Annotated in this window: 20 protein-coding genes and 4 pseudogenes; 3 read left to right on the top strand and 21 right to left on the bottom strand. The window is 46.4% G+C overall.

What is annotated here, in order from left to right:
• Positions 1-90 precede the first annotated feature (90 nt).
• Both BBG47_RS00340 and BBG47_RS00335 read right to left on the bottom strand, forming a co-directional pair.
• A pseudogene (locus tag BBG47_RS00340) lies at positions 91-366 on the bottom strand (pentapeptide repeat-containing protein); the annotation flags it as partial.
• Between the two features lie 231 nt (positions 367-597).
• Entirely contained in the window at positions 598-1,248 is a 651-nt protein-coding gene (locus tag BBG47_RS00335) for an MBL fold metallo-hydrolase (protein WP_065290045.1), read from the bottom strand.
• A gap of 431 nt (positions 1,249-1,679) precedes the next feature.
• Between BBG47_RS00335 and BBG47_RS00330 the strand changes: the two genes are divergently transcribed.
• Positions 1,680-2,816 carry an amidohydrolase family protein gene (locus BBG47_RS00330; protein WP_065290044.1) on the top strand — a complete coding sequence of 379 codons (1,137 nt, stop codon included), beginning with the start codon at positions 1,680-1,682 and terminating at the stop codon, positions 2,814-2,816.
• Between the two features lie 250 nt (positions 2,817-3,066).
• Here BBG47_RS00330 and BBG47_RS00325 read toward each other — a convergent pair whose 3' ends face one another.
• The 7 genes and pseudogenes from BBG47_RS00325 to BBG47_RS00295 form a co-directional block, all read right to left on the bottom strand.
• A complete protein-coding gene (locus BBG47_RS00325; RefSeq protein ID WP_065290043.1) occupies positions 3,067-3,981 on the bottom strand; it encodes a DMT family transporter in 915 nt (304 codons plus the stop codon).
• A gap of 299 nt (positions 3,982-4,280) precedes the next feature.
• Entirely contained in the window at positions 4,281-4,742 is a 462-nt protein-coding gene (locus tag BBG47_RS00320) for a hypothetical protein (RefSeq protein ID WP_065290042.1), read from the bottom strand.
• A gap of 234 nt (positions 4,743-4,976) precedes the next feature.
• Positions 4,977-5,204, bottom strand: coding sequence for a hypothetical protein (locus BBG47_RS30560; RefSeq protein ID WP_065290041.1), 228 nt, complete (start codon positions 5,202-5,204; stop codon positions 4,977-4,979).
• A gap of 131 nt (positions 5,205-5,335) precedes the next feature.
• Positions 5,336-6,063 (bottom strand): annotated as a pseudogene (locus BBG47_RS00310) (ABC transporter permease).
• Positions 6,064-6,074: 11 nt separating this feature from the next.
• Positions 6,075-6,788 carry an ABC transporter ATP-binding protein gene (locus BBG47_RS00305; protein WP_065290040.1) on the bottom strand — a complete coding sequence of 238 codons (714 nt, stop codon included), beginning with the start codon at positions 6,786-6,788 and terminating at the stop codon, positions 6,075-6,077.
• A complete protein-coding gene (locus BBG47_RS00300) occupies positions 6,789-7,259 on the bottom strand; it encodes a DUF3021 domain-containing protein (RefSeq protein ID WP_083189006.1) in 471 nt (156 codons plus the stop codon).
• An 11-nt stretch (positions 7,260-7,270) separates the two neighbouring features.
• On the bottom strand, positions 7,271-7,711 hold the full coding sequence (locus BBG47_RS00295; protein ID WP_065290038.1) for a LytTR family DNA-binding domain-containing protein: 441 nt from the start codon (positions 7,709-7,711) through the stop codon (positions 7,271-7,273).
• A gap of 588 nt (positions 7,712-8,299) precedes the next feature.
• On the opposite strand from BBG47_RS00295, the gene BBG47_RS00290 reads away from it, so the two are divergent.
• A complete protein-coding gene (locus BBG47_RS00290) occupies positions 8,300-8,701 on the top strand; it encodes a RidA family protein (protein WP_021254084.1) in 402 nt (133 codons plus the stop codon).
• Between the two features lie 172 nt (positions 8,702-8,873).
• Here BBG47_RS00290 and BBG47_RS00285 read toward each other — a convergent pair whose 3' ends face one another.
• The 10 genes and pseudogenes from BBG47_RS00285 to BBG47_RS00240 all read right to left on the bottom strand — a co-directional run bounded on the left by BBG47_RS00285 (position 8,874) and on the right by BBG47_RS00240 (position 21,453).
• A complete protein-coding gene (locus tag BBG47_RS00285; RefSeq protein ID WP_065290037.1) occupies positions 8,874-9,497 on the bottom strand; it encodes a response regulator transcription factor in 624 nt (207 codons plus the stop codon).
• A complete protein-coding gene (locus tag BBG47_RS00280; protein WP_065290036.1) occupies positions 9,487-9,945 on the bottom strand; it encodes a sensor histidine kinase in 459 nt (152 codons plus the stop codon). The genes BBG47_RS00285 and BBG47_RS00280 overlap by 11 nt, the downstream gene beginning before the upstream one ends.
• Positions 9,917-11,638 carry a PDZ domain-containing protein gene (locus BBG47_RS00275; RefSeq protein ID WP_175400456.1) on the bottom strand — a complete coding sequence of 574 codons (1,722 nt, stop codon included), beginning with the start codon at positions 11,636-11,638 and terminating at the stop codon, positions 9,917-9,919. Before BBG47_RS00275 ends, BBG47_RS00280 begins: the two co-directional genes overlap by 29 nt.
• 183 nt (positions 11,639-11,821) lie before the next feature.
• Positions 11,822-12,622 carry a CPBP family intramembrane glutamic endopeptidase gene (locus BBG47_RS00270; RefSeq protein WP_065290034.1) on the bottom strand — a complete coding sequence of 267 codons (801 nt, stop codon included), beginning with the start codon at positions 12,620-12,622 and terminating at the stop codon, positions 11,822-11,824.
• A gap of 404 nt (positions 12,623-13,026) precedes the next feature.
• Positions 13,027-14,313 carry an imidazolonepropionase gene (gene hutI / locus BBG47_RS00265; protein ID WP_065290033.1) on the bottom strand — a complete coding sequence of 429 codons (1,287 nt, stop codon included), beginning with the start codon at positions 14,311-14,313 and terminating at the stop codon, positions 13,027-13,029.
• Between the two features lie 124 nt (positions 14,314-14,437).
• Positions 14,438-16,102 (bottom strand): urocanate hydratase, encoded by a 1,665-nt coding sequence (gene hutU / locus BBG47_RS00260; protein WP_065290032.1) that lies wholly within the window; start codon positions 16,100-16,102, stop codon positions 14,438-14,440.
• Positions 16,103-16,155: 53 nt separating this feature from the next.
• Positions 16,156-17,723, bottom strand: a pseudogene (gene hutH, locus BBG47_RS00255) (histidine ammonia-lyase).
• A 220-nt stretch (positions 17,724-17,943) separates the two neighbouring features.
• Positions 17,944-18,891 carry an alpha/beta hydrolase gene (locus BBG47_RS00250; protein ID WP_065290031.1) on the bottom strand — a complete coding sequence of 316 codons (948 nt, stop codon included), beginning with the start codon at positions 18,889-18,891 and terminating at the stop codon, positions 17,944-17,946.
• Positions 18,892-18,957: 66 nt separating this feature from the next.
• Positions 18,958-20,019 (bottom strand): annotated as a pseudogene (locus BBG47_RS00245) (LLM class flavin-dependent oxidoreductase).
• Positions 20,020-20,190: 171 nt separating this feature from the next.
• Complete coding sequence (locus BBG47_RS00240) at positions 20,191-21,453, bottom strand: MFS transporter (RefSeq protein WP_065290132.1); 1,263 nt, start codon at positions 21,451-21,453, stop codon at positions 20,191-20,193.
• A gap of 250 nt (positions 21,454-21,703) precedes the next feature.
• On the opposite strand from BBG47_RS00240, the gene BBG47_RS00235 reads away from it, so the two are divergent.
• Positions 21,704-22,285 carry a TetR/AcrR family transcriptional regulator gene (locus tag BBG47_RS00235; protein WP_065290030.1) on the top strand — a complete coding sequence of 194 codons (582 nt, stop codon included), beginning with the start codon at positions 21,704-21,706 and terminating at the stop codon, positions 22,283-22,285.
• Positions 22,286-22,430: 145 nt separating this feature from the next.
• On the opposite strand, the gene BBG47_RS00230 is transcribed toward BBG47_RS00235, so the two are convergent.
• Together BBG47_RS00230 and nadA are read right to left on the bottom strand one after the other, a co-directional pair.
• Entirely contained in the window at positions 22,431-23,087 is a 657-nt protein-coding gene (locus BBG47_RS00230; protein WP_065290029.1) for a DJ-1/PfpI family protein, read from the bottom strand.
• Between the two features lie 202 nt (positions 23,088-23,289).
• A complete protein-coding gene (gene nadA / locus BBG47_RS00225) occupies positions 23,290-24,387 on the bottom strand; it encodes a quinolinate synthase NadA (protein ID WP_065290028.1) in 1,098 nt (365 codons plus the stop codon).
• Positions 24,388-24,405: the final 18 nt, after the last annotated feature.

Raw genomic sequence — 24,405 nt, 5'->3', positions numbered from 1 at the left:
TATCATCAAAAGAAGCACTATACACCATAATACGGAAGATTCATATATTCCACAACCATAATTTTCTTTCTCCAGCCTGCCTTCTGCTGGCTATGCTGTCCAATGGGCCGGTCGAGACAGCCTTCCCGGCAGTTGAGTATGCGAATCTCCCTTCGCTGCGTTAATCTGTACCTGAGTCAGAAAAATACTGTCTCTCAAATCCGCGCCGCGAATATCTGCATCGCGCAAGTCCGCTCCGATGAGGTCGGCTGCGCGCAAATTCGCATGCTGCAAGTCAGCCGCGATCAGATAGGCTCCTCTTAAATCTGCCCCTCTGAGATCAGCTGCTTTTAATTTCGCACCCATGAGATCGGCTCCGCGGTAATTCTTCCGTCTCTCCTTCGAATTTGCAAGCAATTCTCGCAATCCGCCCGCAGGTCGGCCCAATGTATATTCTTACGTACATGAGAGTGATCTCGGTTTTCCTCTAGCAAGTAGAGCACCTCCGATGTGCTAATAATCTGAGACGATTATAACGGATGTGCTTGGTACTTTCTAGAAAAATGATAATGGTGTCATTTCTACATTACCGTCAAGTTCGTTCATACTCCACTGCCCTCAATATTGCATGATGGCTACGCCCGCGGCTTGAGACAAACTGTCTTGTGTAATATCCAGCTCTTTATAGCTTCTAACCTGCTGACCGGATGCTGCGAGAAATTTATCTACCTTATCAAAAATCAGAAATCCTAGCGGACGGAGCGCCTTCGTACGGTAATGCATCGGAATGGTTATCGTTGCCCGCAATTGATGCATCAGTTGAGCCGCTTCATCTCCGTTAATGGTCATTCTTCCGCCTACCGGAGCCATAAGAATGTCTACCTTGCCGATTGCTTGGCTTTGCTCTTCAGACAATAGATGACCCAGATCCCCACAATGACAGATAGTCAGGCCATCGACTTGGATGCGGAAAACAATATTATCACCCTTTTTCGCACCGTTCACTTTATCATGAAAGGTCTTAAAGCCGCTGATCAGCACCTCACCGTCACCATAGTTGTATTCCTTCGGCTCATTCACAAGCAAGTAATCGCCAACCGCTACCTGAATCTGATTATGATCGCGATGTTCATGCGTAACCAGAACAATATCCGCTTCTACCTCAGGCATTCGATAACCAAGCAGACGTCCGTATGGATCAATCAAGATCCTTGTTCCTGCCTGCGAAGTCAATAAAAAAGCCGATTGCCCGAACCATTTGATTCGCATAAACATACCACCTTTCATTATAGAAACCGCGTCCGTCCTTATTGATCTGTTATATTCTTAAGATATTTCCCTACCCTGTCAAAGTCAACTGGACTCTCTCGTATGCAATCCCTTCCATGCCGTGATTGCCCGATAGCAATATATATGCGCGTCTCCCCTTCGGCACAAACCGATTGGAACATCTTCCTCTTCCTGCTAAATGTGATAAGCTGAATACCGAATAAATAGTACAAAATGTTATCCTGGATTCAAGTGAGTCGCCATCCAACTCTTCCAATGTGTCTGAGGCTGTGAAACAGGGTTGCTAGGCTCTATGCAAGTACATGATCCAATATAGTTAGCAATAAAAAAGCAACTTCCTCATAGGCACTGTTCTACAAAAGAGAGCTATCAACTAGTAGATAAGAGATCAACGTACAGGGAGGATCAACATGACCAAGCAAAGTAAAATTCGCACGGCATTCCTTATTGCAATACTCGTTCTGATCTTAGCAGCTTTATTCATGTATGGGTCTACACAACAAGAAGAACCAGCCGCCACTTCAAGTGCCCCTCAAGACGATATAAAAGAAGCAGCTTCTGTACCACCGACCAAGACATTAGTAGATTGGGCGCAACAATATAAGGATATAAAACTAGTAGATGCTCACAATCATAGCGCGTCAAATCGGGCATACGATTGGAAACTAGATATGATGTGGAATAAATACGGCGTGGATCGTATTGTCCTATTTGGAAATGTATCCGAACCAGGTGCTGTCGGAACAGATAAAATCGCATGGAAGGCTTATCAGCAGCATCCTGAACGGTTCATCCCTTTCGCCTCAGGCATTCATTTATTAGAACCATCTGGCTTGAAGGCGGCAAAAGATTATCTGGAGCAGGGCTTTTTCGGATTAGGAGAACTTGCAATCGCATCTTCCTACTCAGAAGTACTCGCACATTCCATATGGAAGACAGAGCATCCGATGGATGGTATTTTGCCTGACCTCTATGCATTATGCGCCGAATACAAGGCTCCTATATTGATGCATATTGATCCTCCCGAAGGCATCCCTATGCTGAAACTGGAGGAAGCGGCCAAGAAATACCCTGACACTATATTTATCTTTGGACATGCAAATGCCTACAATTCTCCCGAAAATATACGCTCGCTGCTAAGAGAACATCCGAATGTCTATGCAGATTTTTTCGCAGGCTTTACGGCATTTAACCCGTCCAGTGCCTATAAGCTGGAGGATTTCGTTCCTATCATCAAGGAGTTTCCGGATCGCTTTTTGCTAAGCACGGATTCAGGTTACGGCCTCTCGAGCGAAGAAAACGCAATTCAAGCCATGTACATGCTGCTTGACGCATTAGATGATCCAGAGTTAATCAACAAAATTGCTTTCGGCAATATCGAACGGCTCATTCGTGACCAGCCTATCACATACACCCAGCTTGCCGCAGTACGGCAACTAGAAAACATGACAGGCAAAAAATACGACACTGCGAATCTGTCCAAAGAAGATGCCAGCAAGCTATTGCTCGAAGCAGGTCAATCGTTACCAGGAACTGGAGATGAGTAGACGATTTCAAGCATTCCTTTGCTCCCTTACCCCCATGATGGCAGGTAAGGGAGCTTTATTTGTAGTTGTCGACTACCGCTAAAATTAGGTAGTATATTCCTAGATAAATCAAACTTTAGCCATGCATCATAGTCTGAAATAGTACCACTATAAAAAAACTGCATCCCTTTGTTAGACATTATCTAACATGGGAGATGCAGTTTATTTGTCCCTACAGCATTTACAATAGATCATTCATACTCTTTTCGATCTATGCCCCGATATCCTTGCGATTTGTCTGCTGCTCGTTTACCTTTCGTTGCTGCAACAAGAACATAGCAAGTCCAATTAAAATGAGTGCAATGCCAATGCCTTGCTGTACCGTGATAACCTCATCCAAAATGAAATAAGCAAGGATGCACGTCCCGACCGTCTCTCCGAGTATACTCATGGAAATGACTGACGTACTGAGCCATTTCAGCAGCCAATTGAATAACGTCTGACCTAAAATCGTTGCAATGAAGGCGAGTCCGATAAAGGACCACCAGGTGTTCGTGGAATAGTCGAAGAAGGAAGCTTTCTGAACTAAGGAAAAGAGACTTAACAAGAGCGCACTGCTTGCATAGCCAATGATGGAATAAGGAATGAGTGACAACTGTTTGCGAACATGCTGGCCAACAAAGAAGTAAGCCGTAATGACTCCTGCCGCAATAAAGGCAAGAATATCGCCGAACAGCGCCTGCCCGCTAATCTGGAAGTCCTGCCACCCGATGACGAAGCTTCCTGCAATCGCTACGATACAACCGAGTATGGCCCCCATACGGAAGCGTTCTTTAAACAAAAAGTAGCCTCCCGCCATGGAAAAGAGCGGCTGCAAGGTCACGATCACCGTTGAGCTTGCGACTGACGTGTAATTCAATGACTCAAACCAGAGCACATAGTGCGTGGCTAGAAATAAGCCTGACAGCAGTCCATACCCCCATTGCTTCTTCGACAATGAACGTATTTCTCGCATGCTCTCTTTGTCCGCGAGAAGAAACGGCAGCAGCATAACCGCTGCAAAAAACATCCGATAAAACGCCGTAATGCCAGCAGGCGCATCTGCTAACTTCACGAAGATAGCTGAAGTCGATAATGCCAACACCCCGAGAAATAAAGTCGCATAAGACATAAGCGGTGATTTCAATACTGCTCCCCCTAAACAATGTGTTAATCAGCCATACAACGTTCTACCATATACACATGTAAGTATAATTAGAAGGGCGCATAAAAAATAGTAGGGAATGATTCTTTTAAGCATAATATAATGCTGCAGCCTTTGGTCATTACCGTAAGCGTTTCCTGAATAGACGCGGCAGCCTCTGAGTGGAATACATCATGAATAGTAAAATCATCATTTCGAGGATTTCTTTCTACACCACAAAGAAAAATCCCGATGAATAAATCATTCATCGGGATAACGAGTCGACATTTTTGATGTTGCGATTAGTTTTGTTTATCAATATATATTAAATACTCATAAGATTTGCTGTGAGTGCTCTCGACTTTCAGATAATACTTATTACCTTTGACCACTTTCTCAGTAAATTTCAATTCGTTTCTTGAATTCACCTTTTTGCTTCTTATTTTATTTTTATCTTCGTCATAAAGAGTAACAACTGCCTCCCCTGCAGGAAGAATACGGTTTACAGCGCCAAAATCAAACTGAAAATCCCCTGTTTCAGGTGCAGCAAATCGATAAAAGTCTTGATCCCCCTTCAAAATGCTGCCATTAATAATAACATTATCTGTCAAGTGGAACGTCTGAGCATCTGCAAATGTATCATTTAAGCTTTCTCCTTTTTTTTCATGCTCATAGACATAATAAGAATTTGCTGCAAACGCTGATGTTGACATGCCTGCTACCATCGCAAGTGCCAAAATACCTGCGGCAATCTTTTTTTTCATAAATTAATACCCTCCTAAAATAGTTTGAAACGCAAGGAATCTGGGGTGTCGTTCTATCTATCATTTTACGATTCAAACATGCTGCCCACTAGGGTAGCGACATGACATGATTCACTGAATAAATTTACTTCTTTTATGAAATGAGTAAACTCAAACAAAGCAAAGAATATGTAAGCCCGAAGCTCGTCATGAGACGAAATCGACCGGCAAATGCCAAGCTCCGGGTCCATCAAGTTATATCAATGCAATAGCGAGTAATGTGAATAAGCTTAAGGTTATGATATCGTTATTAACGAAAGGAAAGAAACCTGACGTTCTTACGGCTCCATAATTCGCTTCGGGACGCAAATAGACATTTTGATGATCTACCTTAACAACCGTCCCTCGGTATTCTTTGCGATCCATTGTCAGGATACGAACTTTTTTGTTCATACAGTACAAGCAATTATGATAGGCTTCCATTGTTGTTCCCCCCCTCCCTATTCATCACCATATGACACAAATCCAGTTGGGACACGGCGAATATACATCCTAGCGAGGGGATTTTGTCTGCCTAGCAGCATCTCCTTACCATTTTCAACCCATGAATGAAGTCATTGTCCCTTCATTTTCTTCTTAAAGCTTACCACCGCGATAGCAAAAATGAAGACCGAATAGCCTGCAACCCAAATAAAAGGAACAACTGCCTTGCTGTATTCGCCCGCCAACGCATATCGTGCAGCATCTACCGCATGAGCGAACGGCAATACATAGGCGATCGACTGGAATGCACCACCGATCATATCCAGTGCAAACCATGTTCCGCTAAGCCATGCGGATAGGTTGACGAAGATTGCGAAAATCCCTCCAACTTGCTTATCAGTGAAATATGTACCCAGCAGCAGTCCAAACCCAATATACAGCAGCGCCATCATCAAGAGCAGAATAATAGCTACCAGCACATGCAAATTGATTGAAAGTCCTAAGAAAAGGCTGTAATCAAGCACACAACAATTTGCAAAGTAGCAATAGGCAATAGAGGAAGTGCATATCCAATGATATAATCGGATGCCGACATGGGTGAAGCGAAGATCCGCAGTAGAAATGAGCTGCTTCTATCCTTCCCGACCAGCATTCCTGAGAATAACGTAATGAATGAAAAGCTAAAAACGATCACACCTGGCGTTATATTCTCGATTTGAAATAGAGCAACGGGCATGTTCTTCTGCATGAGTGAAAAAAGAAAGATCATGATTACCGGAAGCCCCATTCCAAAGAGAAGGGTCAATGGATCTCGTAAAACCTCCTTACGATTGCGTGAAGCAAATGCGAAGTATTTCATAATCAGGCCTCCTATTCCGTCAATGCGAGGAATATTTCTTCTAGCGAAGATTTTCCGGTTTTTACTTTTAGCTCCTCAACTGTTCCGAGCGCATGTAATATACCGCCATGCATAATACCGACTCGATCCGCAAGCGCCTCTACTTCTTCTAAATAGTGCGTCGTTACGATAATCGTGATCTTGCCTTTCAACTCAAGTAAGATCTCCCATAGATCACGTCTAGCTCGAATATCCAGCCCTAACGTCGGCTCATCCAAGAAGATAATTTTCGGATCTGAAATAAGTGCCATCGCGATGCTTAACCGACGCTGAAGCCCGCCTGATAATGTCTTGGCTTTGCTTCCCGCCCGCTCTGTAAGCCCGAACCTATCCATCAGATCCACCGATTTATGCTTGGCCTCGCGCTGGTTATATCCATAAATGCTCGCAATGAATTCCAGATTCTCCCTCACTGTAAGATTCGGGGCGACTGCCGTTTCCTGCGGCGAGAGGTTTATGTTCTGCTTTACTGCCATCGGATTGGTGACAATACTATTGCCTGCCATCCATGCATTGCCGCTCGTAGGGGGAAGCAGGCAGCTCAGCATTTTAATCGTGGTCGTCTTTCCGGCACCATTTTGACCAAGCAGTGCAAAGAATTCTCCCTGTTCGATCGTCAGCGATAGATGATCGACAGCATTGCGCCCTGCATATGTTTTGGATAGATTCTTGACTACAATGCTCATTTATTCCTCGCCTCCCTCTTTGAATCGCTTCAACTGAATTGCGGCATTAATCTGTTTGATGTCATTTTTCGATATGACGTATTGTGTTGCCCAGGTAATGATATAGGTACCTAGAAAGCTAAGCAGGAACACAAGCACATTACGAGACGTCTGCGGCATCCACAGCAGCATAACAATCGGAATCCATACAGCTGCCGTGATGCAGAAATGAATGAAATATTGCTTCAATAATCCCCACTTCGCAACATCGAACACGAGTGAGCTAGTTGCGAAGGTGATCCCTATGAATCCGGTCAGCAGATTCTGCACGATAACGGCTATCGTTCCATTATGGAAATAAGATCGAAATTGTTCGACAACCGGCATATATTCTCCCTGACCTACGGAGAACGAAATAATGATCTGTACGATTTGTCCAATGATTACGCCGATAATGAAGCCACCGGCAATGCGATTAAATAGAGTTTTCACGATGATTCACCTCATATACCGAACAGTTTCTTGATTTTTGCAACATAACGCCGAGAAGCATAGGTTTTCACATTTCCAGCGAGCGACACGCCAATCGTTCCCGTCATGCTTATATCCATGTTCCGAATCATCTTGATGTTCACAATCTCGGAATTCGAAATGCGGACGAAGCACTGGCTATCGAGCTTCTCTTCTAATTCATACAGCCTAGAACGAACAGTATAGATACCGGCCTTCGTTTGAAGAAACACCTTCTGTTTCTCCGCGTAAATTCGGATAATATGTTTGCAATCGACGATTTCAACGCCGCGATCTGAAAATACAGGCAAGGCATCCATATAAGTCTCTGACAGCCGCTTCATGATTTCTGATATTTCATCCGTCATTTTATCGGTTAGGATGATGATTTTCGGCTCTGTACACGATGGATCAATCGATACTTCGAATTTCACGTCATCTCATCCCCTTCTCTCGGTTCTAACTATAGGAAGAATCTCCTCCCCTGTAAATGAAATCGCGATAGACGGTCGAATTCGGATGATAACTGGTTGCAATTTAACCGTACTCTTTGTACGGCAGCACTTACGCCAGACAAAAAACACACGGAGAAAGAGCTCCGTGTGCCGATTCTATATCTATTTGTTCATCATCTTCTTCGTTCTATTGTATGTCGGTCGTGGCAGTCAATTGTTCAACTTCTCAATGGTTGCTATCTTGATACATAGGCATACGATCATGATTGCCAGTTCAAGCTCATGTATGGTTCGGAATGAAGGCGCTATTCGAAAGTCTGTCATCCAACCAAGTGAACATTCCCTAGTATTTCAACAGATCTAATGCTATAATTTAGGTGTTTTACATCAATTGATTAACTTTTAAATGGGAAGGAGTGAATACCTGATGAAAAAGAGATCTTTGAGAAGTCTGTCCTCCGGTATCGGGTATTCTACTGCTGTTTTCTTCTAGAATTCATAAGGACGGGATACGTCTGTCCATTTTGAAGGAAATGAACGAAAACCATTTAAAAGGAGATATTAGTAATGACACAAACCAATCCTATCGTTTCCAGATATAATCCTGAATCAATTGCCAAGCCGGTTGGACACTACAGCCATGTAACCAAAATTAGCAGAGATGCGGAGCTGTATGTTTTTTCTGGTCAAATTGGAATCGATCCAAACAATCACATTCCCACTGACTTCAACGAACAAGTAACGAACACGATGAGCAACATTGTTGCCCTCCTTGCTTCTCAGAAGCTAACGCCTGATCATGTCGTGAAAGTGAATATTTGGGCGACGGAAGAAATTGACTGGGATCATTTCGATGCGGAGTGGAATCACGTATTCGGCGCTCCCTCTCCTTCCATGACGATTGCCTATGTTGCTGGATTAGGTCTTCCTGAATTGAAAATTGAATTGGATGTATGGGCCGCAGGCTAATAGACGGCTCACATCATGTTGATATGAAAGTATGAAAATCCCCCTCATTGAGGGGGACTTTCTTTTGATAAGGCTGGATAGTTCTCGTAGAGATTTTGCCTTCTATATAATTTCCCTCGCGCTCATGGGGATTACAGGGGATGCCAAATGGATCAGAACCTTATCCGCCATTCTACTTGGTTTGATTTATTAGCAAACCGGATTCGTAGCCCTTTACAACAGCACCAATGCGCGTCTTAACTCCAAGCTTATCAATAATAGATGCAATGTGATATTCAACGGTTCGCTTGCTCATCGTTAGAATAACAGCGATCTCTTGATTGCTCTTTTCTTGAGCAATTAGTTTAAGCACTTCCCTCTCCATAGCGGACAATTGATCTTGCTTTAGACCGCTTAGAACTTTCTCCGGTATTAGGATATGGCCTAATACACTTTGCCTAATCGCATTAATGATTTCCTGGTAAGTGGCCTGTTTGGATAAATAAGCATGGACTCCAATATCATACGCTTTTTGGTAGAACTCCTCATAAGTGTAGCCGGACAACATAATAATTTTCATAGCTAGCCCGAATTTCTCTTTGCATAGCTTTGCCACTTCGAAGCCATCCATATGCGGCATTGAAATATCCATAACGAATACATCTGGCTTTACATGATCCAGCTCTTGAACACCCTCGCGTGGATCCGTGAAAGTTCCGATTACATGAATATCATTCTCTTCGTTTATTCGGTTTTTCAATCCTTCCATGACTAAAGGATGGTCATCCAGCAGCATCACTTTAATTTTATCCAACATGGCAATGATCCTCCATTACTGGCACACAAATATGAACATCTACGCCTGTCCCTATTGAAGAATGAATATTCATTACACCGCCCAAATAAGTGACCTGATGATGAATGGATACAAGACCAAAGTGACGTTGATCAGAGTTATGTCGGCCCAGTTCCGCGACGTCAAATCCTGCTCCATTATCCTGCACCCTACATTGAAGTACACGCCCAGTATTCCAAATCGCTAGGACTACCTTTGAAGCATTGGCATGTTTGACTGCGTTCGTAAGCAATTCCCGGATGATTCTAAAAATATTGGTTTTCACTAACGGTTGCAGCACCAGATCGGGCAAAAGCTTGTATTGAAATTCGATTTCAAGCTCCGCTCTCTCCTTCGTTGAACGAATCAGCCATTGCACAGCGTCCTTTAAATCGGTTTTATCAACAATATGCGAAATGAAGGCGGTCACATAACAGGCGAATCTCACTCTGTGAGTCATAGATACAATGAAGCCAGAGCTTCACTTTCTGTTTATTGATCACTTTGGAATCATACAGCTCTTCTAAATCACGGGAAAGAAAAATGAGGTTTTGCAAGATTTGATCATGTAAAAAATAAGAGGTCTGTATTCGCTCGGATTCCTGTGCCTCCAATATTACATAATTCATCTTGTTGTTAGGATTGGCTGCCTCTTTGGTATCATCACCATCTTGAACTTTTGCCGATAGATAGTTTTTTTGCATGTTGGAGAGTAATTGGGCATTCCTTAACAGCCGAAACACTTCCATATGTATTTTTTCTAAAAACTGAAGTTCCTCTGCCGAGAAAAACGTATCATTGCTCTTATGCCCAAGGCATAAATAATCCTTCTCCCCGACACGTAACACTTCACTAAAATGATATTTTTGCCTTAAATCCAGCTCGCTACAATCCTCCATGATTAACTGTTCTTCCAGCTCTTCGAATACACCTACGCAATAGGCATGTTGTTGAACGCCGTCTCTCCATATGACACAGATGCCTTCTACGTCGATTACTTCTTGGATCATCTCCACCAGCATCATCATTAAATCACGGTTATTCTTCTTCTCCGTAAGTTGAATCGAGAGTTTAAGTTTCTCCTTCTCTAGCCATAGCTTTCTACCGTTCACTTTGTCGTTAGCCCATTTCAAAGCCCACTGATAACTTCCTGTATAGGCGAATAAGAAAAAAATATAAATCATAGGTGACCACTTAAATGAAATCGAGCATAAATAAACAAAGAACAGTCCGGCAACAAACAACGTATGGATAGATAGCCGGGAAATATAAAGTTGCATATCAACCATTCTCTGTTTAATCAAAATGTACATAATCGTGGAGGAGAAAGGGATAAGCCCAATCATCGCATATTCTGGTGCTAACATGTACCGTAATCCCACTACATTCGGGATCGCATATAAAAATAAAAAGGGGAGAAAGCTGAGAGAAATTCCAGTGACAAGGATCAACAAATAGTTCTTTCTTATTCGATCAAAACGACTCCAATGAAGTCTCCCCAAAACTAATATAATCCCAATAACAATCATAAATTGAATAAGTGTAATATCCCTGATCCAATCGGGAATTCTGCCAATCGTGATGGTGAATGAGGCATAGAGGGTAAAAACAACGAGCACAGCTTTAGCGCAGGTAAATAAACTTTGCACCACAGGTCTTACCTTTGTAAAAATCAATTGAAGGAACATGTCGAGCATCATGTAAGGAATCCAGATCGAGCATGCGGCCAAGATTACATTCGCTATGATCAATTCAGTCGCATAAATCGTCAAAATGATGAACGCCAACACAATATTCATTTTGAAAAAATCGCGTATCAGATGTGATTCAGGCTTCCTGAAGTAAGTAAAGCTTCCGATTCCGACGAGTATCAATTCAACTCCAATCGCAAAGATCTGTTTAAAAAAATCCCGCTGATCCGCCTTGCCTTGTATTTCTGTGCCGTGATGGAGGAACGTATACGTCTTCACTTGTTTCATATCGATAATCTTGCTGTGTGGCCAATCGATTAATCTCTTTCCATCCAAGGCTATGAGCTCGCCGCCTGGTTCGATTCCTATTTCTTCTGCTTTCCCGCCAGGATCAATCCCTGTCACGAACCATTTTTCATTCTTATTCTCCAATTTAACGCCTATATATGGGTATTCAAAAGACTGCCAATGAATATAGAATGCAGCGAATAAAAAAGAAACAAAGATAGATATACGAAATACTGATGTTTGCCCCTTACATTTTTCATTACATTCACCTTGGTTGACATTTAATATTAGTAATATTAGTCGTGTAGCATAGATTCTTTACTCATTTTACACTCCAACTAGTTTAAAAGTAATGATACCCCAAATCGTATTCACAAAAAGATGAAGCAAAATGGCACCATAAATATTTTTCCGGAGTTTGACTAATATCTCTTCGGGAATAAATATGGATAGAGGAATGAACGCCCAGTTCTGCGGTGCTTGCCACATATGATAAATTTGAAATAACACTGCAATAATTAACCAATCAAACTTAAGCGAGCCCACTTTTCTGAGCAAGTAACCACGAAAATAGATTTCTTCTCCCACAAAATTTCCGAACACCCCAATCACCAACAAGTACCACGGAAAATCATAATAACCTTGCTGCCAAATATGCCACTCTCCCATGTGGAAATACGGGAGGCTATTTAAATATTCATGCAAAGGCGGAAAAATAAACCTCATATAGGGAAGGGAGATCAACGTAAACAGAATCACAATTACTGGAAACACAATAATAAGCCCTTTTATATCCAGTCTTGTAAAGCCTAAATATCGAAGGGATTCTTTAAAGGAGAGCTTATCAGCATATCGTAACATTGCAAATGGAAAAAATACATGCCAGACCGATGCCATAATAGCCAAGATGAAAAACTGCGTGTTGTGACTAGATAAACCCGTCAAATCCATAAACGGCTCACGGAAAAAATAGATAAGAATATAAGTCAGTACCCCTGGAATGAGAGCAAGCATTAAATAGAATGTAATTTGCTTCTTCCCTCTTGCTTCATACTTTCGCAGAAAATCAACATAGTCTGGATCCTGTAAATTAAAGAAATTTTTCAGCCTCTGATAAAATACCGTCATCTGTATTCACTCCAATCTATTGAACTTCAATGGTTTTTAAAAATATCATGAAGCCATAGATTGGCGAATCTGTATGTAGCGCATGATTTGCATGCAACGACGCAAATATTTTTGCGTGATCTCGCAAATAATGATGCTCCTTTCTTATATTCCATTCAACTTCATGTCAGGGAGCGAAATGGAATTAAAAAAGACACTGCCCCGCTTTTGCGTCAGGCAGCATCCATCTTGTAGACGATTTTTTAGATGATTTGTAGATATGGAAGGTCGGCAATTATAGTATTACGGTCGCTTCACCATACCGCGCCCCGAATAGGCTGCCTTCATTTCCGGTTAATCACGGAAGGCAGCTTCTTCCGCTACACGCAGATGAGGAATGCAAGTATTCATCGCACACCTCCTAATTACACTACTTGCGTCTTCAGGGTACGATTCCACACGACCTGCGTTCCGTTCTTGATTACACCGAATGTATGATTAATGCCGAAATGATATGGCAAGTAAGCTAGGTTAGGCGCATCAAAAATGGTCAAGTCCGCCCGCTTGCCGACTTCGATAGAGCCGATGTCTGCTGCGCGTCCGATCGCAGCAGCTGCATTCAACGTGCATGCTGTCAAAATCTCTTCAGGCTGCATTTTCAGATTCAAGGATGCCAGCATGATGATGAGTTGGATCGATTCCGTCGGGCATGATCCCGGATTGTAGTCGGTCGAGAGAGCGACAGGCAGCTGGAACTTGTCGATCATATCGCGGGCACGGGCATGCTGGGATAGACCAAGGTTGAAGGTCGTTCCCGGAAGCAGAACCGGAACTACCTTCCCTGCGGCCAGACTAGCTAATCCTTGATCAGTTGTCATTACCAGATGCTCAGCTGAGATCGCTCCCACCTCTTGCGCCAGTTCAGAGCCGCCTAGTGCAACAATTTCATCTGCATGGAGTTTCGGAATAAGTCCATGGTGTCTGCCCTCCATCAAGATAACGCGGGATTGCTCCACGTCAAATACGCCTTCTTCGCAGAAGATGTCGCAAAATTCCGCTAACCCTTCTGCTGCAACGGCCGGAAGCATTTTCTCAATAATCACGGCCACGAATTCCTCAGTCCGTCCTTTATACTCTTCGGGTACAGCGTGTGCACCCATAAAGGTAGAGGCGATGTCCACCGGATGCGTATCATGAAGTCGACGCGAGACACGCAACTGCTTCAGTTCTGTCTCCAAGTTCAGGCCATAGCCGCTCTTCGCCTCTATCGTCGTCACCCCTTGGAGCAGCATTTCATTTAGGCTTCGATAAGCCTTGTCGTATAGCTCTTGCTCGCTCCATTGCCGAGTCGATTTGACCGTGCTTAGAATTCCGCCGCCCTTCGCCAGAATATCAAGGTAGGGTACTCCTGAACGCTTCATCGCTAACTCGTGCTCACGGGAGCCGCCATGAACGAGATGCGTATGCGGATCGACTAACCCAGGCGTCACGATGCGGCCTCCGACATCAATCGTCTCGCGAATAGCTGCTCCTTCCAAGGCAGCCATCACTTCATCCTTATGTCCTACCAATACGATCTTTCCTTTATTTATGGCGACAGCTGCATCCTTAATTTCCCGAATCTGTCCCATCTCATCCCCATATCTGGGCCCGTTACCTTCGGGGGTGTATAAGCATCCTATGCCTATTAGAAGCAAATCAATCTGTTCCAAATAAAAGCAACCTCCCTCGCTGTGTATTAAGATAAGGAAATATTCCGTTGGTACTTCGCCGTACTATCGGCAATTTCCCGTGCTGTCAGGACTGCTGGCGCATTGCAATGTTGATTCCGTGCTCTCAGGACTGTTGACGCATTGGAATACAGATTCCATGCTGATCCGCGGTCGCAACCGCTTCATCATATCCTGCGTCTACGTGGCGGATAACCCCCATCCCCGGATCAGTCGTCAAGACGCAGCGCAGGCGTTCCGCAGCTTCATCCGTGCCGTCGGCAACGACGACCATACCGGCATGCAAGGAATATCCCATGCCAACGCCGCCGCCGTGATGGACAGATACCCATGAGGCACCTGCCGATGTATTAATAAGTGCATTCAAGATTGCCCAGTCGCCTACTGCGTCGGAGCCGTCCTTCATTGCCTCCGTCTCGCGGTTCGGGGAAGCAACGGAGCCGCAGTCGAGATGATCGCGACCAATAACGATCGGAGCGCTTAACTCGCCTGACTTCACCATCTCATTAATCGCCAAGCCGAACTTGGCGCGATCTCCATATCCGAGCCAGCAAATACGGGCCGGCAGACCTTGGAAGGACACCCTCTCTTGGGCCATCGTAATCCAGCGGCGCAAATGATCATTATCGGGGAACAGCTTCAATACGAGTTCATCTGTCTTGCGAATATCTTCTGGATCGCCCGATAAGGCGGCCCAGCGGAATGGCCCCTTGCCCTCGCAGAAGAGCGGACGAATATAAGCCGGAACAAAGCCCGGAAATGCGAACGCGTCTTGCACGCCTTGATCGAATGCCACTTGGCGAATGTTGTTGCCGTAATCGAACACAACAGATCCGAGCTTCTGCAGGTCCAGCATCGCCTGCACATGAACTGTCATACTGGCCTTCGCCAGCTCGATATAATGCTTCGGATCACGGACGCGAAGGGCAGCCGCTTCTTCCAAACTGTATCCAGCCGGGATGTAACCGTTGAGCGGATCATGAGCAGAAGTCTGATCGGTTACGAAGTCGGGCTTGATGCCGCGGCGCACAAATTCAGGGAACAGCTCTGCCGCATTGCCAAGCAATCCGATCGATAACGGCCTCTGCTCATTGATTGATTGATGTGCGAGTTCCAATGCTTCATCTAGGGTCTCGGCCAATACATCACAGTAACGCGTTTCAATTCGGCGTTCAATCCGAGAACGATCTGCCTCGACTGCAATCACAACGCCATCGTTCATCGTCACAGCAAGAGGCTGGGCACCACCCATGCCGCCAAGACCGGCCGTTAATGTAAGCGTGCCGCGAAGCGACCCTCCTGCATGCTGACGAGCAGCTTCAGCGAACGTTTCATATGTGCCTTGGAGAATGCCTTGCGTCCCAATATAAATCCAGCTTCCCGCAGTCATCTGGCCATACATCATCAGCCCTTTGCGTTCGAGCTCACGGAAGTGATCCCAGTTCGCCCAATTCGGTACGAGCACAGAGTTCGACAAGAGCACGCGGGGTGCCCGTTCGTGTGTGCGGAATACACCGACCGGCTTGCCGGATTGAATAAGCAGCGTCTCATCGCTCTCCAGCCGCTGCAGTTCACGGACAATGGCCTCGTAGGAAGGCCAGTTGCGTGCCGCCTTGCCAATCCCGCCATAGACCACCAAGTCTTCTGGTCGTTCCGCCACTTCTGGATCCAAATTGTTCATCAGCATGCGCATGGCTGCTTCCTGAACCCACCCCTTGCATGTCAATTCATTACCGCGCGGTGCACGAATGCTTCTCTTTACCTGATTCATCTTGTTACGCCTCCTTTTCATATGAAACCTGATGTTCTCTTCTTGAAGTCGACTTAATATAATCGGCCTGCTACTTCCTCTACGGCATGAAGGAACTCCCCTCTGCTAAGCGCAGATGCAACGGCTTCAATCTCCTTGCTTAAAGAGCGATCCGTCGTTACCGGCGGTACAAGCTTGCGCACCAAGTCGAAGAGCGCACGCGTCGAAGGAGCCAGCTTCTCTGCGCCTCGGAACTCGGCGGCTTCTGCCGCACAGATCAGCTCAATAGCCAGAACCTTGGACACATTGTCTACCACTTGTGCCGCATGGCGGGCAGCCGTCGTGCCCATCGATACATGATCCTCCTGATTGGCGGAGGAAGGGATCGAATCGACGCTCGCCGGATGAGCCAGTACTTTGTTCTCCGAGACGAGCGATGCGCTCACGTACTGCGGAATCATCATGCCAGACGCCATACCAGGCTGATGGCTAAGGAAAGCGGGCAGCCCGCCAGACAATGCCGGATTGACTAGCCGCTCCGTGCGCCGCTCCGCTATGTTGGCTAGCTCGCTCATCCCTATTTTCAAGAAATCCATCGCAAACGCCATCGGCTGTCCATGGAAATTCCCGCCCGAGATGACTGTGCCCTGTTCCAAAAACAAGAGCGGATTATCGGTCGCTGCGTTCATCTCCACATTCAACTTATCCTCCACATAAGCAAGCACCTGTCGCGATGCGCCATGAACCTGAGGCAAGCAGCGCAGGGAATAGGCATCCTGCACACGAATGTCGCCTTGCTTCGTCGTCAACTGACTGCCGCTCAGCAGTGTTCTTAGATTGGCAGCGACGCCAATCTGCTCTGGATAAGGCCGGACGCGCTGAAGCTCATCCGCGAACGCATCCGTAATCCCATGCAAGCACTCCACCGTCAGAGCCGCGATCGCATCCGCCGTCTTGGCAAGCCGCAGTGCATGCACATAAGTCAGTGCACCGATTGCTGTCATAATCTGTGTGCCATTGATGAGCGACAATCCTTCCTTGGCCTGCAGTTGTACGGGCTTGAGTCCTGCCGATGCCAATGCATCATGACCGGACATGCGCGTTCCATGATAGACAGCTTCCCCTTCACCCATAAGAACAAGCGCCAAGTGCGACAATGGGGCCAAATCTCCGCTCGCGCCAAGTGATCCCTGCTCAGGGATCACCGGATGAACGCCCCGATTTAGACAGTCAATAAGCAATTGAAGCGTTTCCAGACGAATGCCGGAGAAGCCTTTAGCAAGGGCGTTCGCCCGCAGCAGCATGATCGTGCGCACCGCTGCCACTGGCAAGGAAGAACCAACGGCACAGGCATGACTCCGAATTAAGTTGGCTTGCAATTCTGCCGAATCCTCTGGCGAAATCATGACATCGCTGAATTTGCCGAATCCAGTAGTCACCCCATATACCACTTTATTCGCATCCACAAATTCTCGACCATTTCACGGCATCGCATGAAGCGCTGTACGGCGTCGGACGCGAGAACAACTGGAGCGTAACCATAGGCAATCGCAGTCAGTTGACCTAGTGTCAATTGTCCTCCGTCCAGCGTGATTGGCCCCGTATGCTCTTTCTGTTGCAAATGTTTAACTGCCACAACCATCCCTCTCCTTTCTTGCTTTACCAAAAGAAAGAGGCTGTGCGGAAGTCGTTAGCTTCCACACAGCCTCTTGTTCAAAAGGGCCGACCTATGAAATTGCTCATCCCAGTAACAATGATGAACGCGCATCACTCTGCATCGCCCTTTCATTTGAATTAGATAGGCAAATATATCCATTTCATTTACTATTACATGTGTATTCATTTCTGTCAAGTATGGTGCATCAGCAGACTGACGGATTAAGCGCCTTGGCCATCGCATCCACATAGCCCTGGCTTGCGCGTCGGCTCACTTCCGCGTCGGGGACGAACACTTCGAAGCCATGATAGCTTCCAGGATACAGATGGAACTCAACATCTACCCCCGCTTCCGCAAGTCGAGTCACATAATCGATCGTCTCATCTCGGAACAGATCGAGCTGACCAATACACGTATAGGTCGGCGGCAGCCCCGCCAAACTTTCTGCGCTCGACGGCACCGCATATGGGGATACTTCGCGAGTGTCGCTAGCATCTCCCAAGTACATGCTCCAGGCTGCTACGTTATTCGTCCGGTTCCAGGTTGCGTTGTCGGCCATAACTTCATAGCTTGATGCCGACTTATTTCGGTTGTCGAGCATCGGATACAGCGGCATTTGGAAGATAAGGGCCGGACCGCCTTTGTCGCGAGCCATTAAGGCAAGCGCTGCGGTTAGACCGCCGCCTCCACTCGCACCAGCTATCGCGACTCGATCTACATCAATGCCTAACGATTCGGCTTCATTCGTCATCCATATCAGGCCGGCATAACAATCATCGATTGCAGCTGGGTAGGGATGCTCGGGAGCAAGTCGGTAATCGACCGATACAACGATGCAATTCGCTGCCTGCACGAAGCGTTCGCACAAGGTATCGTCCTTATCCGGATGTCCCATTACATAGCCTCCTCCATGAATCCACAGCATGGCTGGAAGCTTGGCGCCCGTTCGCGAGGCAGGTTCGTATACTTTGGCCAACATCTCGCCTGCTGCCCCCGGAATCATCTGGCTTGTCGTATGTACATGCTCTGACTTCTCAATCGGAGGATTCGACAACAAGCTTCTGCTCCACGCTAATTTCTCCTCTAGTTGAAAACCTGGAAATTGTGCTAATGCCGCTCTTAATTCCGGCAATACCCGACTTTCAAAATTCATGTAAGCTCCTCCCATACTGAGATGTAGTTTCGAAGCACTTGTTCTATTATCTATAACAACTTTGCATTACGCTTGAATTCCCGCTTCAGCTTCCCACTTGCTAATTTCTTCCCGAACTCGTGGCGCAACCTCCGTCCCTAACAGCTCAATCGCTCTCATTACTTGGTCATGCGGCATCGTACTTAAGGGCACATACATCATAAAGCGTGTAATGCCTATGTGCTTGCGAAGGTGTATGATCTTGTGAGCAACCGTGTCCGGATCGCCAACATATAGCGCTCCTTCAAAGCTGCGGGCGGCGTCGAAGCTGGAACGGTCATAATACGCCCAGCCCCGCTCCTTGCCGAGTTTATTCATGCCTGCCTGGGTAGACGGGAAATACATATCAGCTGCTGATACCGTATCCTCTGCAACAAATCCTATCGAATGTGAACCGACCTGCAGCCTTGATTCATCATGACCAGCATGCGCGGCCGCTTTCTTATACAGCTGCACAAGCGGTGCAAAGTTCATCGGACTTCCACCAATGATCGCCAGCATCAGCGGCAGCCCTAGCAGACCTGCACGGATAGCGGACTCATGATTCCCCCCGCTCCCAATCCATACCGGCAATGGATCTTGAACCGAACGCGGATACACGCCCAGATTGCGATTCGCTGGCCGATGCCGCCCTGACCAGGTAACCCTCTCAGACTCTCTTATGTGGAGAAGCAATTCCAAATGTTCTTCAAATAACTAATCATAATCGTTCAAATCATAGCCAAACAGGGGAAAAGATTCGACAAAGGAACCCCGGCCCGCCATAATTTCAGCACGTCCATTTGAAATCCCATCAAGCGCAGCAAAATCCTGATAAACGCGTACTGGATCTGCTGAAGAAAGTACCGTCACCGCACTCGTCAGCCGAATGCGCGACGTCCGTGAGGCAGCCGCTGCCAACACGATTGCAGGTGAAGATGCCGCATAGTCCTCGCGATGATGCTCCCCTATGCCGAACACATCAAGTCCCACCTGATCAGCAAGTACAATTTCCTCTACGACTTCGCGCAGTCGCTGTGCGTGACTGATCACTTCACCAGTCTGAATATCCGGCTTTGTTTCTACAAACGAAGTAATACCAATCTCCACGGACAATCTCTCCTTATCGTATCGTTCACAGCATATCGAGTAGGCTTGAGAACATTTATTTAACGTCGTATACATCTTCATTTCGAGTGATTATTCAATTCTGTTGAGTGAGGTGGTAAGCAATCCGATTCATGATGCTGAATCTGTAGATCATAGGACGCCAGCTTACCTTCATGCAGCAGCACCAACGCGTCTGGTTATTGTCCAAAAAAGGAGAGCTGCTGCACTGACAGAGGCTCCGAGCAAGCATACGCCTCCCCAGCCATAATGTGCATAGACATGGGTTGAAGCAATTGAGCCGCTTGCGCTGCCGATCGAATAGAACACCATGTATCCGGCAGTTAGTCGACTTCGCGCCTCTGCGCGCAAAGGAAGAATCATCGTCTGATTCGTGACGTGTACGGCTTGCACCGCCAAGTCCAGCAGAACTATGCCAATCATTAATGCGAACAAGGACTGCTCCGTATAGCGGATGAACAACCATGAGAGCAGCAGTAGAACCAGGGAAAAGCCCGTCGTTCTCTGTCCATAGCCTCGATCAGCCAGCTTCCCAGCCCGTGCTGCCGCTAACGCTCCGGCAACACCTGCCAGTCCAAACGCCCCGATAGCACTGTGTGAGAGCGATAGCGGCGGCGCACTGAGCGGCAGTACGAGTGAAGTCCACAAAATGCTGAAATCAGCAAAAATCAGCAGCGCCAGGACAGAGCGGATACGCAGCATCCGTTCTTGTACAAACAACGTAATCACGGATCCGAGCAGCTGAGGATAGGACAATGATTTGACCTCACGCTCCATATGGGGCAGCACTCTAGCAAACATACAAACGATAAATAGCAGCAGCGCGGCGGAGACTAGATATACGGCACGCCAACCTGCAAGATCCGTTACAATACCAGCAATGGATCGGGCAAGCAGAATGCCTATGACAATTCCGCTTGTGACAATGCCAACGACGCGTCCTCGTTCAGCGGGAGCAGCCATCGTTGCCGCAAGCGCCACAAGCGTCTGCGTCACTACGGCAAGCAGTCCCACCAATGCCATGCCAACAAATAGAACGGTGCTGGTAGGAGCCGTTCCCACGATAACGAGAGCGATCATGGACAATAGCATCTGTCCAATAATTAACCGACGTTGGTTCAACATATCTCCAAGTGGTACCAGCAGAAGCAAACCCAGTCCATAAAAGATCTGAGTGATCGTAATCACGATGCCAATGAGCGAATGCTCAATACCAAACTCAACCGACAGCTGATCGAGCAGTGGCTGGGCGAAGTAGATATTGGCGACAGACATGCCGCAAGCAGCCGCAAACAACAGAATCACATAACGAGACATCGTCGTGCGCTGATCAGAATCAAGCGTAAGCTGTGATTCCTGTGCGGAATTTCCCTTGGAATGGGCATGAATCGCCGCCTTTTCTAGAACCTCCTCCATGTTGGACACACTTTACCTCCATTCGCTTAACTTAGTGATTATCATACTGTACCGATCGGTATGTTATAATTCCCAGTAAATATATCTGACGCCAACTCCTATTGTCAACAAGTATATTTGAATTCATTAGCGTTTGTTGAAATGTCCATCCTCTCTCAATTAGGATAGTCCGACCTATATTTGACTAAAAGAACAGCAAATCATAAAATAATAGCATACTGGTCAGTACGTAAAAAGAGAGGTATGTATTGTGGCAAGAACTCGTGAATTTGACGAAAGCAAAGTATTAGATGCGGCTATGCAGCTATTTTGGGAGAAGGGTTATGAGGCTACCTCGTTAAGCGATTTAACCTCCAGAATGGGTATTCAGCGCCCTAGCATATACGCTGCCTTTGGAGACAAAAAAGAATTGTTCGAAACTGCGCTGCGCAAATACATGATGTCCCGGGCTTCTGAGACACGTGACAAGCTTCAAAGCCACTCTTCTGTCAAAGAAGCATTTGCTGCGTTTTTTGCAGATGTGGTTACTGAGGAATATGCAGGTGATTGCAGTCGGGGTTGTTTTTGCATTAATACCATGGTCGAACTTGCGCCTCATGATGAGAAATTCGAAATTCTAACAAGAGAACATCAAATGTACTTGTCTGTCATTTTTCAAGAAACGATAGAACGCGGGATTCAATCAAGCGAGCTCGATGCTCATATAGAAGCGAAGGCTTTGTCACAAGCGCTCATCATCTCGCTAATTGGACTGACTGTTATGTTAAAGTCTCGTCCACAGCAATCATTTATTGATAATGCGATCAGAGCGACGCTTGCGTTGCTGAAGTAATGTAATGTAGGTCGTCTAGGAAATGAAAAAGCAGCAGTCTAGCACCCGAATAAAGTCCTAGACTGCTGCTTTCTATTTTCAGCTGCTGGTAACTCACTCTACTCTTATCCACCCCTGTATCCAGACCTGATAGACTTAATGCAATTTATAAATTCGGCTCCTGCTGTGAGAACTGTTGAAGCATTCCTCTTATCTGTTCTACCAATGGCGCCGGCGCTTTATGGGGCGAACCTGCATCAAACGGAGGCTGAGGATCATATTCCAAAATCAACTGCACTCCTTTGCTCATCTCTTCACCCATTTCCCAGGCTACCAATTGGAGTGCCATGTCGATACCGGAAGAGATGCCAGCCGCTGTGACAATTTTTCCATCGCGAACCACTCTCTCCTCTGTTGGAATGGCTCCAAGAGAGCGAAGTAGTTCGAAAGATCCCCAATGACTCGTTGCCTTGGCACCATTCAACAAGCCCGCAGCACTCAATATCAAGGAACCGTTGCACACCGATGTTGTCCAAGTCGTGGTCTCATGCAATTGGCGTATCCAATTCAACGTCGCTTCATCATTCATCGGAGCTTTATAGTTTGGTGGGCTGCACCCAGGCACGACAAGAATATCAGCTGAAGTAATCTCCGAAAAGCTGTAATCGGCATGCATATAGCCCATTTTCGAATCTAATTTAATCAACCCTTTTTCTTTGGCGACAAACTTCACTTTGCATTTCATTGTAGCCGCAAATACTTCATAGGGCCCAATTTCGTATAAGGCTGTGATTCCATCGTATAGCATGATTGCGATTTCCATCCAAGACCTCTCCCTTACGCATGGTGTTTGATTCGTATTGACACCAGTATACCACCCCCCCCTATAGCATACTGGTGTCAATACTGTGAAACCATTGCTGGGTATAATGGAAAATAGCGTGTACATTCTCTATGCACCTGCGGCTCTCAATCAGCAATATATAGTTATCTCCAAAAATGCGCTCGCCTCTAATAGCTCTTACCTAAATCTGCAGCATTCGATCCAGCGCCTTAACAGCATCGACCTTGATCGATTCCGGCACCGTAATAATGCCTACCGGCTTGCCTTGGTCAATCTGCTCCAATGACCAGAGCAAATGAGGCAGGTCGATCCGATTCATCGTTAAGCATGGGCACATATTCGGATTGAGCGATTCAATCTGCTTATCCGGGTGAGTTTGAATGATACGGTTCACGAGATTCATTTCCGTTCCGATGGCCCACTTCGTTCCGGGTTCCGCGGCATTGATCGTATCAATGATATACTTCGTGGATCCTGCATAATCCGATAACGCAACGACTTCACGCGAGCATTCAGGGTGAACGATAATCTGAAGCTCCGAATCCCGCTCCCGAACACTGCGAATATTGTCTACCGTGAACTTCTCATGTACTGAGCAATGCCCCTTCCACAAGATAACCTGAATGCCTTGCACATCCTCACGATCTGTTACCAGCTCGCTCAGCTCTGGATCCCACAACGCCATGTCGCGCAGCGGAATGCCCAGATCATAAGCCGTATTCCGCCCTAGATGCTGATCCGGCAGGAAGAGAATTCGCTCCTTCTGCTTGAACGCCCATGCCAATACTTCCTTCGCGTTAGATGAGGTTACCGTCGCGCCTCCATGTCGGCCAACGAAGGCCTTAATCTCAGCCGATGAATTGACATAGGTTAACGGAACAATGGTGTCTCCATACACTGCCTGCAGACGTTCCCACGCCACCTCGGTCTGCTGCATATTTGCCATATCCGCCATCGAACAGCCAGCACGCACATCTGGGAGCACAACGACTTGACTCGGAGATGACAGCATGTCAGCCGTCTCTGCCATGAAGTGAACACCACAAAAGACAATAAACTCTGCATCTGTAATTCGCTGAGCAAGCTGCAGCGAGTCCCCTGTAATGTCGGCAAACTGAATGACCTCATCCTTCTGATAATGGTGGCCGGGAATCAACAATCTCGAGCCGAATCGCTGCTTGATATCACGCACCCGCTGCTCCATCTCTTCCACACTCAGCCGCTTATAGTGCTCAGGCATCATGCCATGTTCGCCTCTCATCACTTCCAATATGGACATCGTCTCTCTCCTCCTCTG

Source organism: Paenibacillus sp. KS1, from assembly GCF_001680695.1.
GTDB lineage: Bacteria > Bacillota > Bacilli > Paenibacillales > Paenibacillaceae > Paenibacillus_B > Paenibacillus_B suaedae.
The sequence above is the reverse complement of the archived record's forward strand: the minus strand, read 5'-3'. Positions and strand labels throughout refer to the sequence as shown.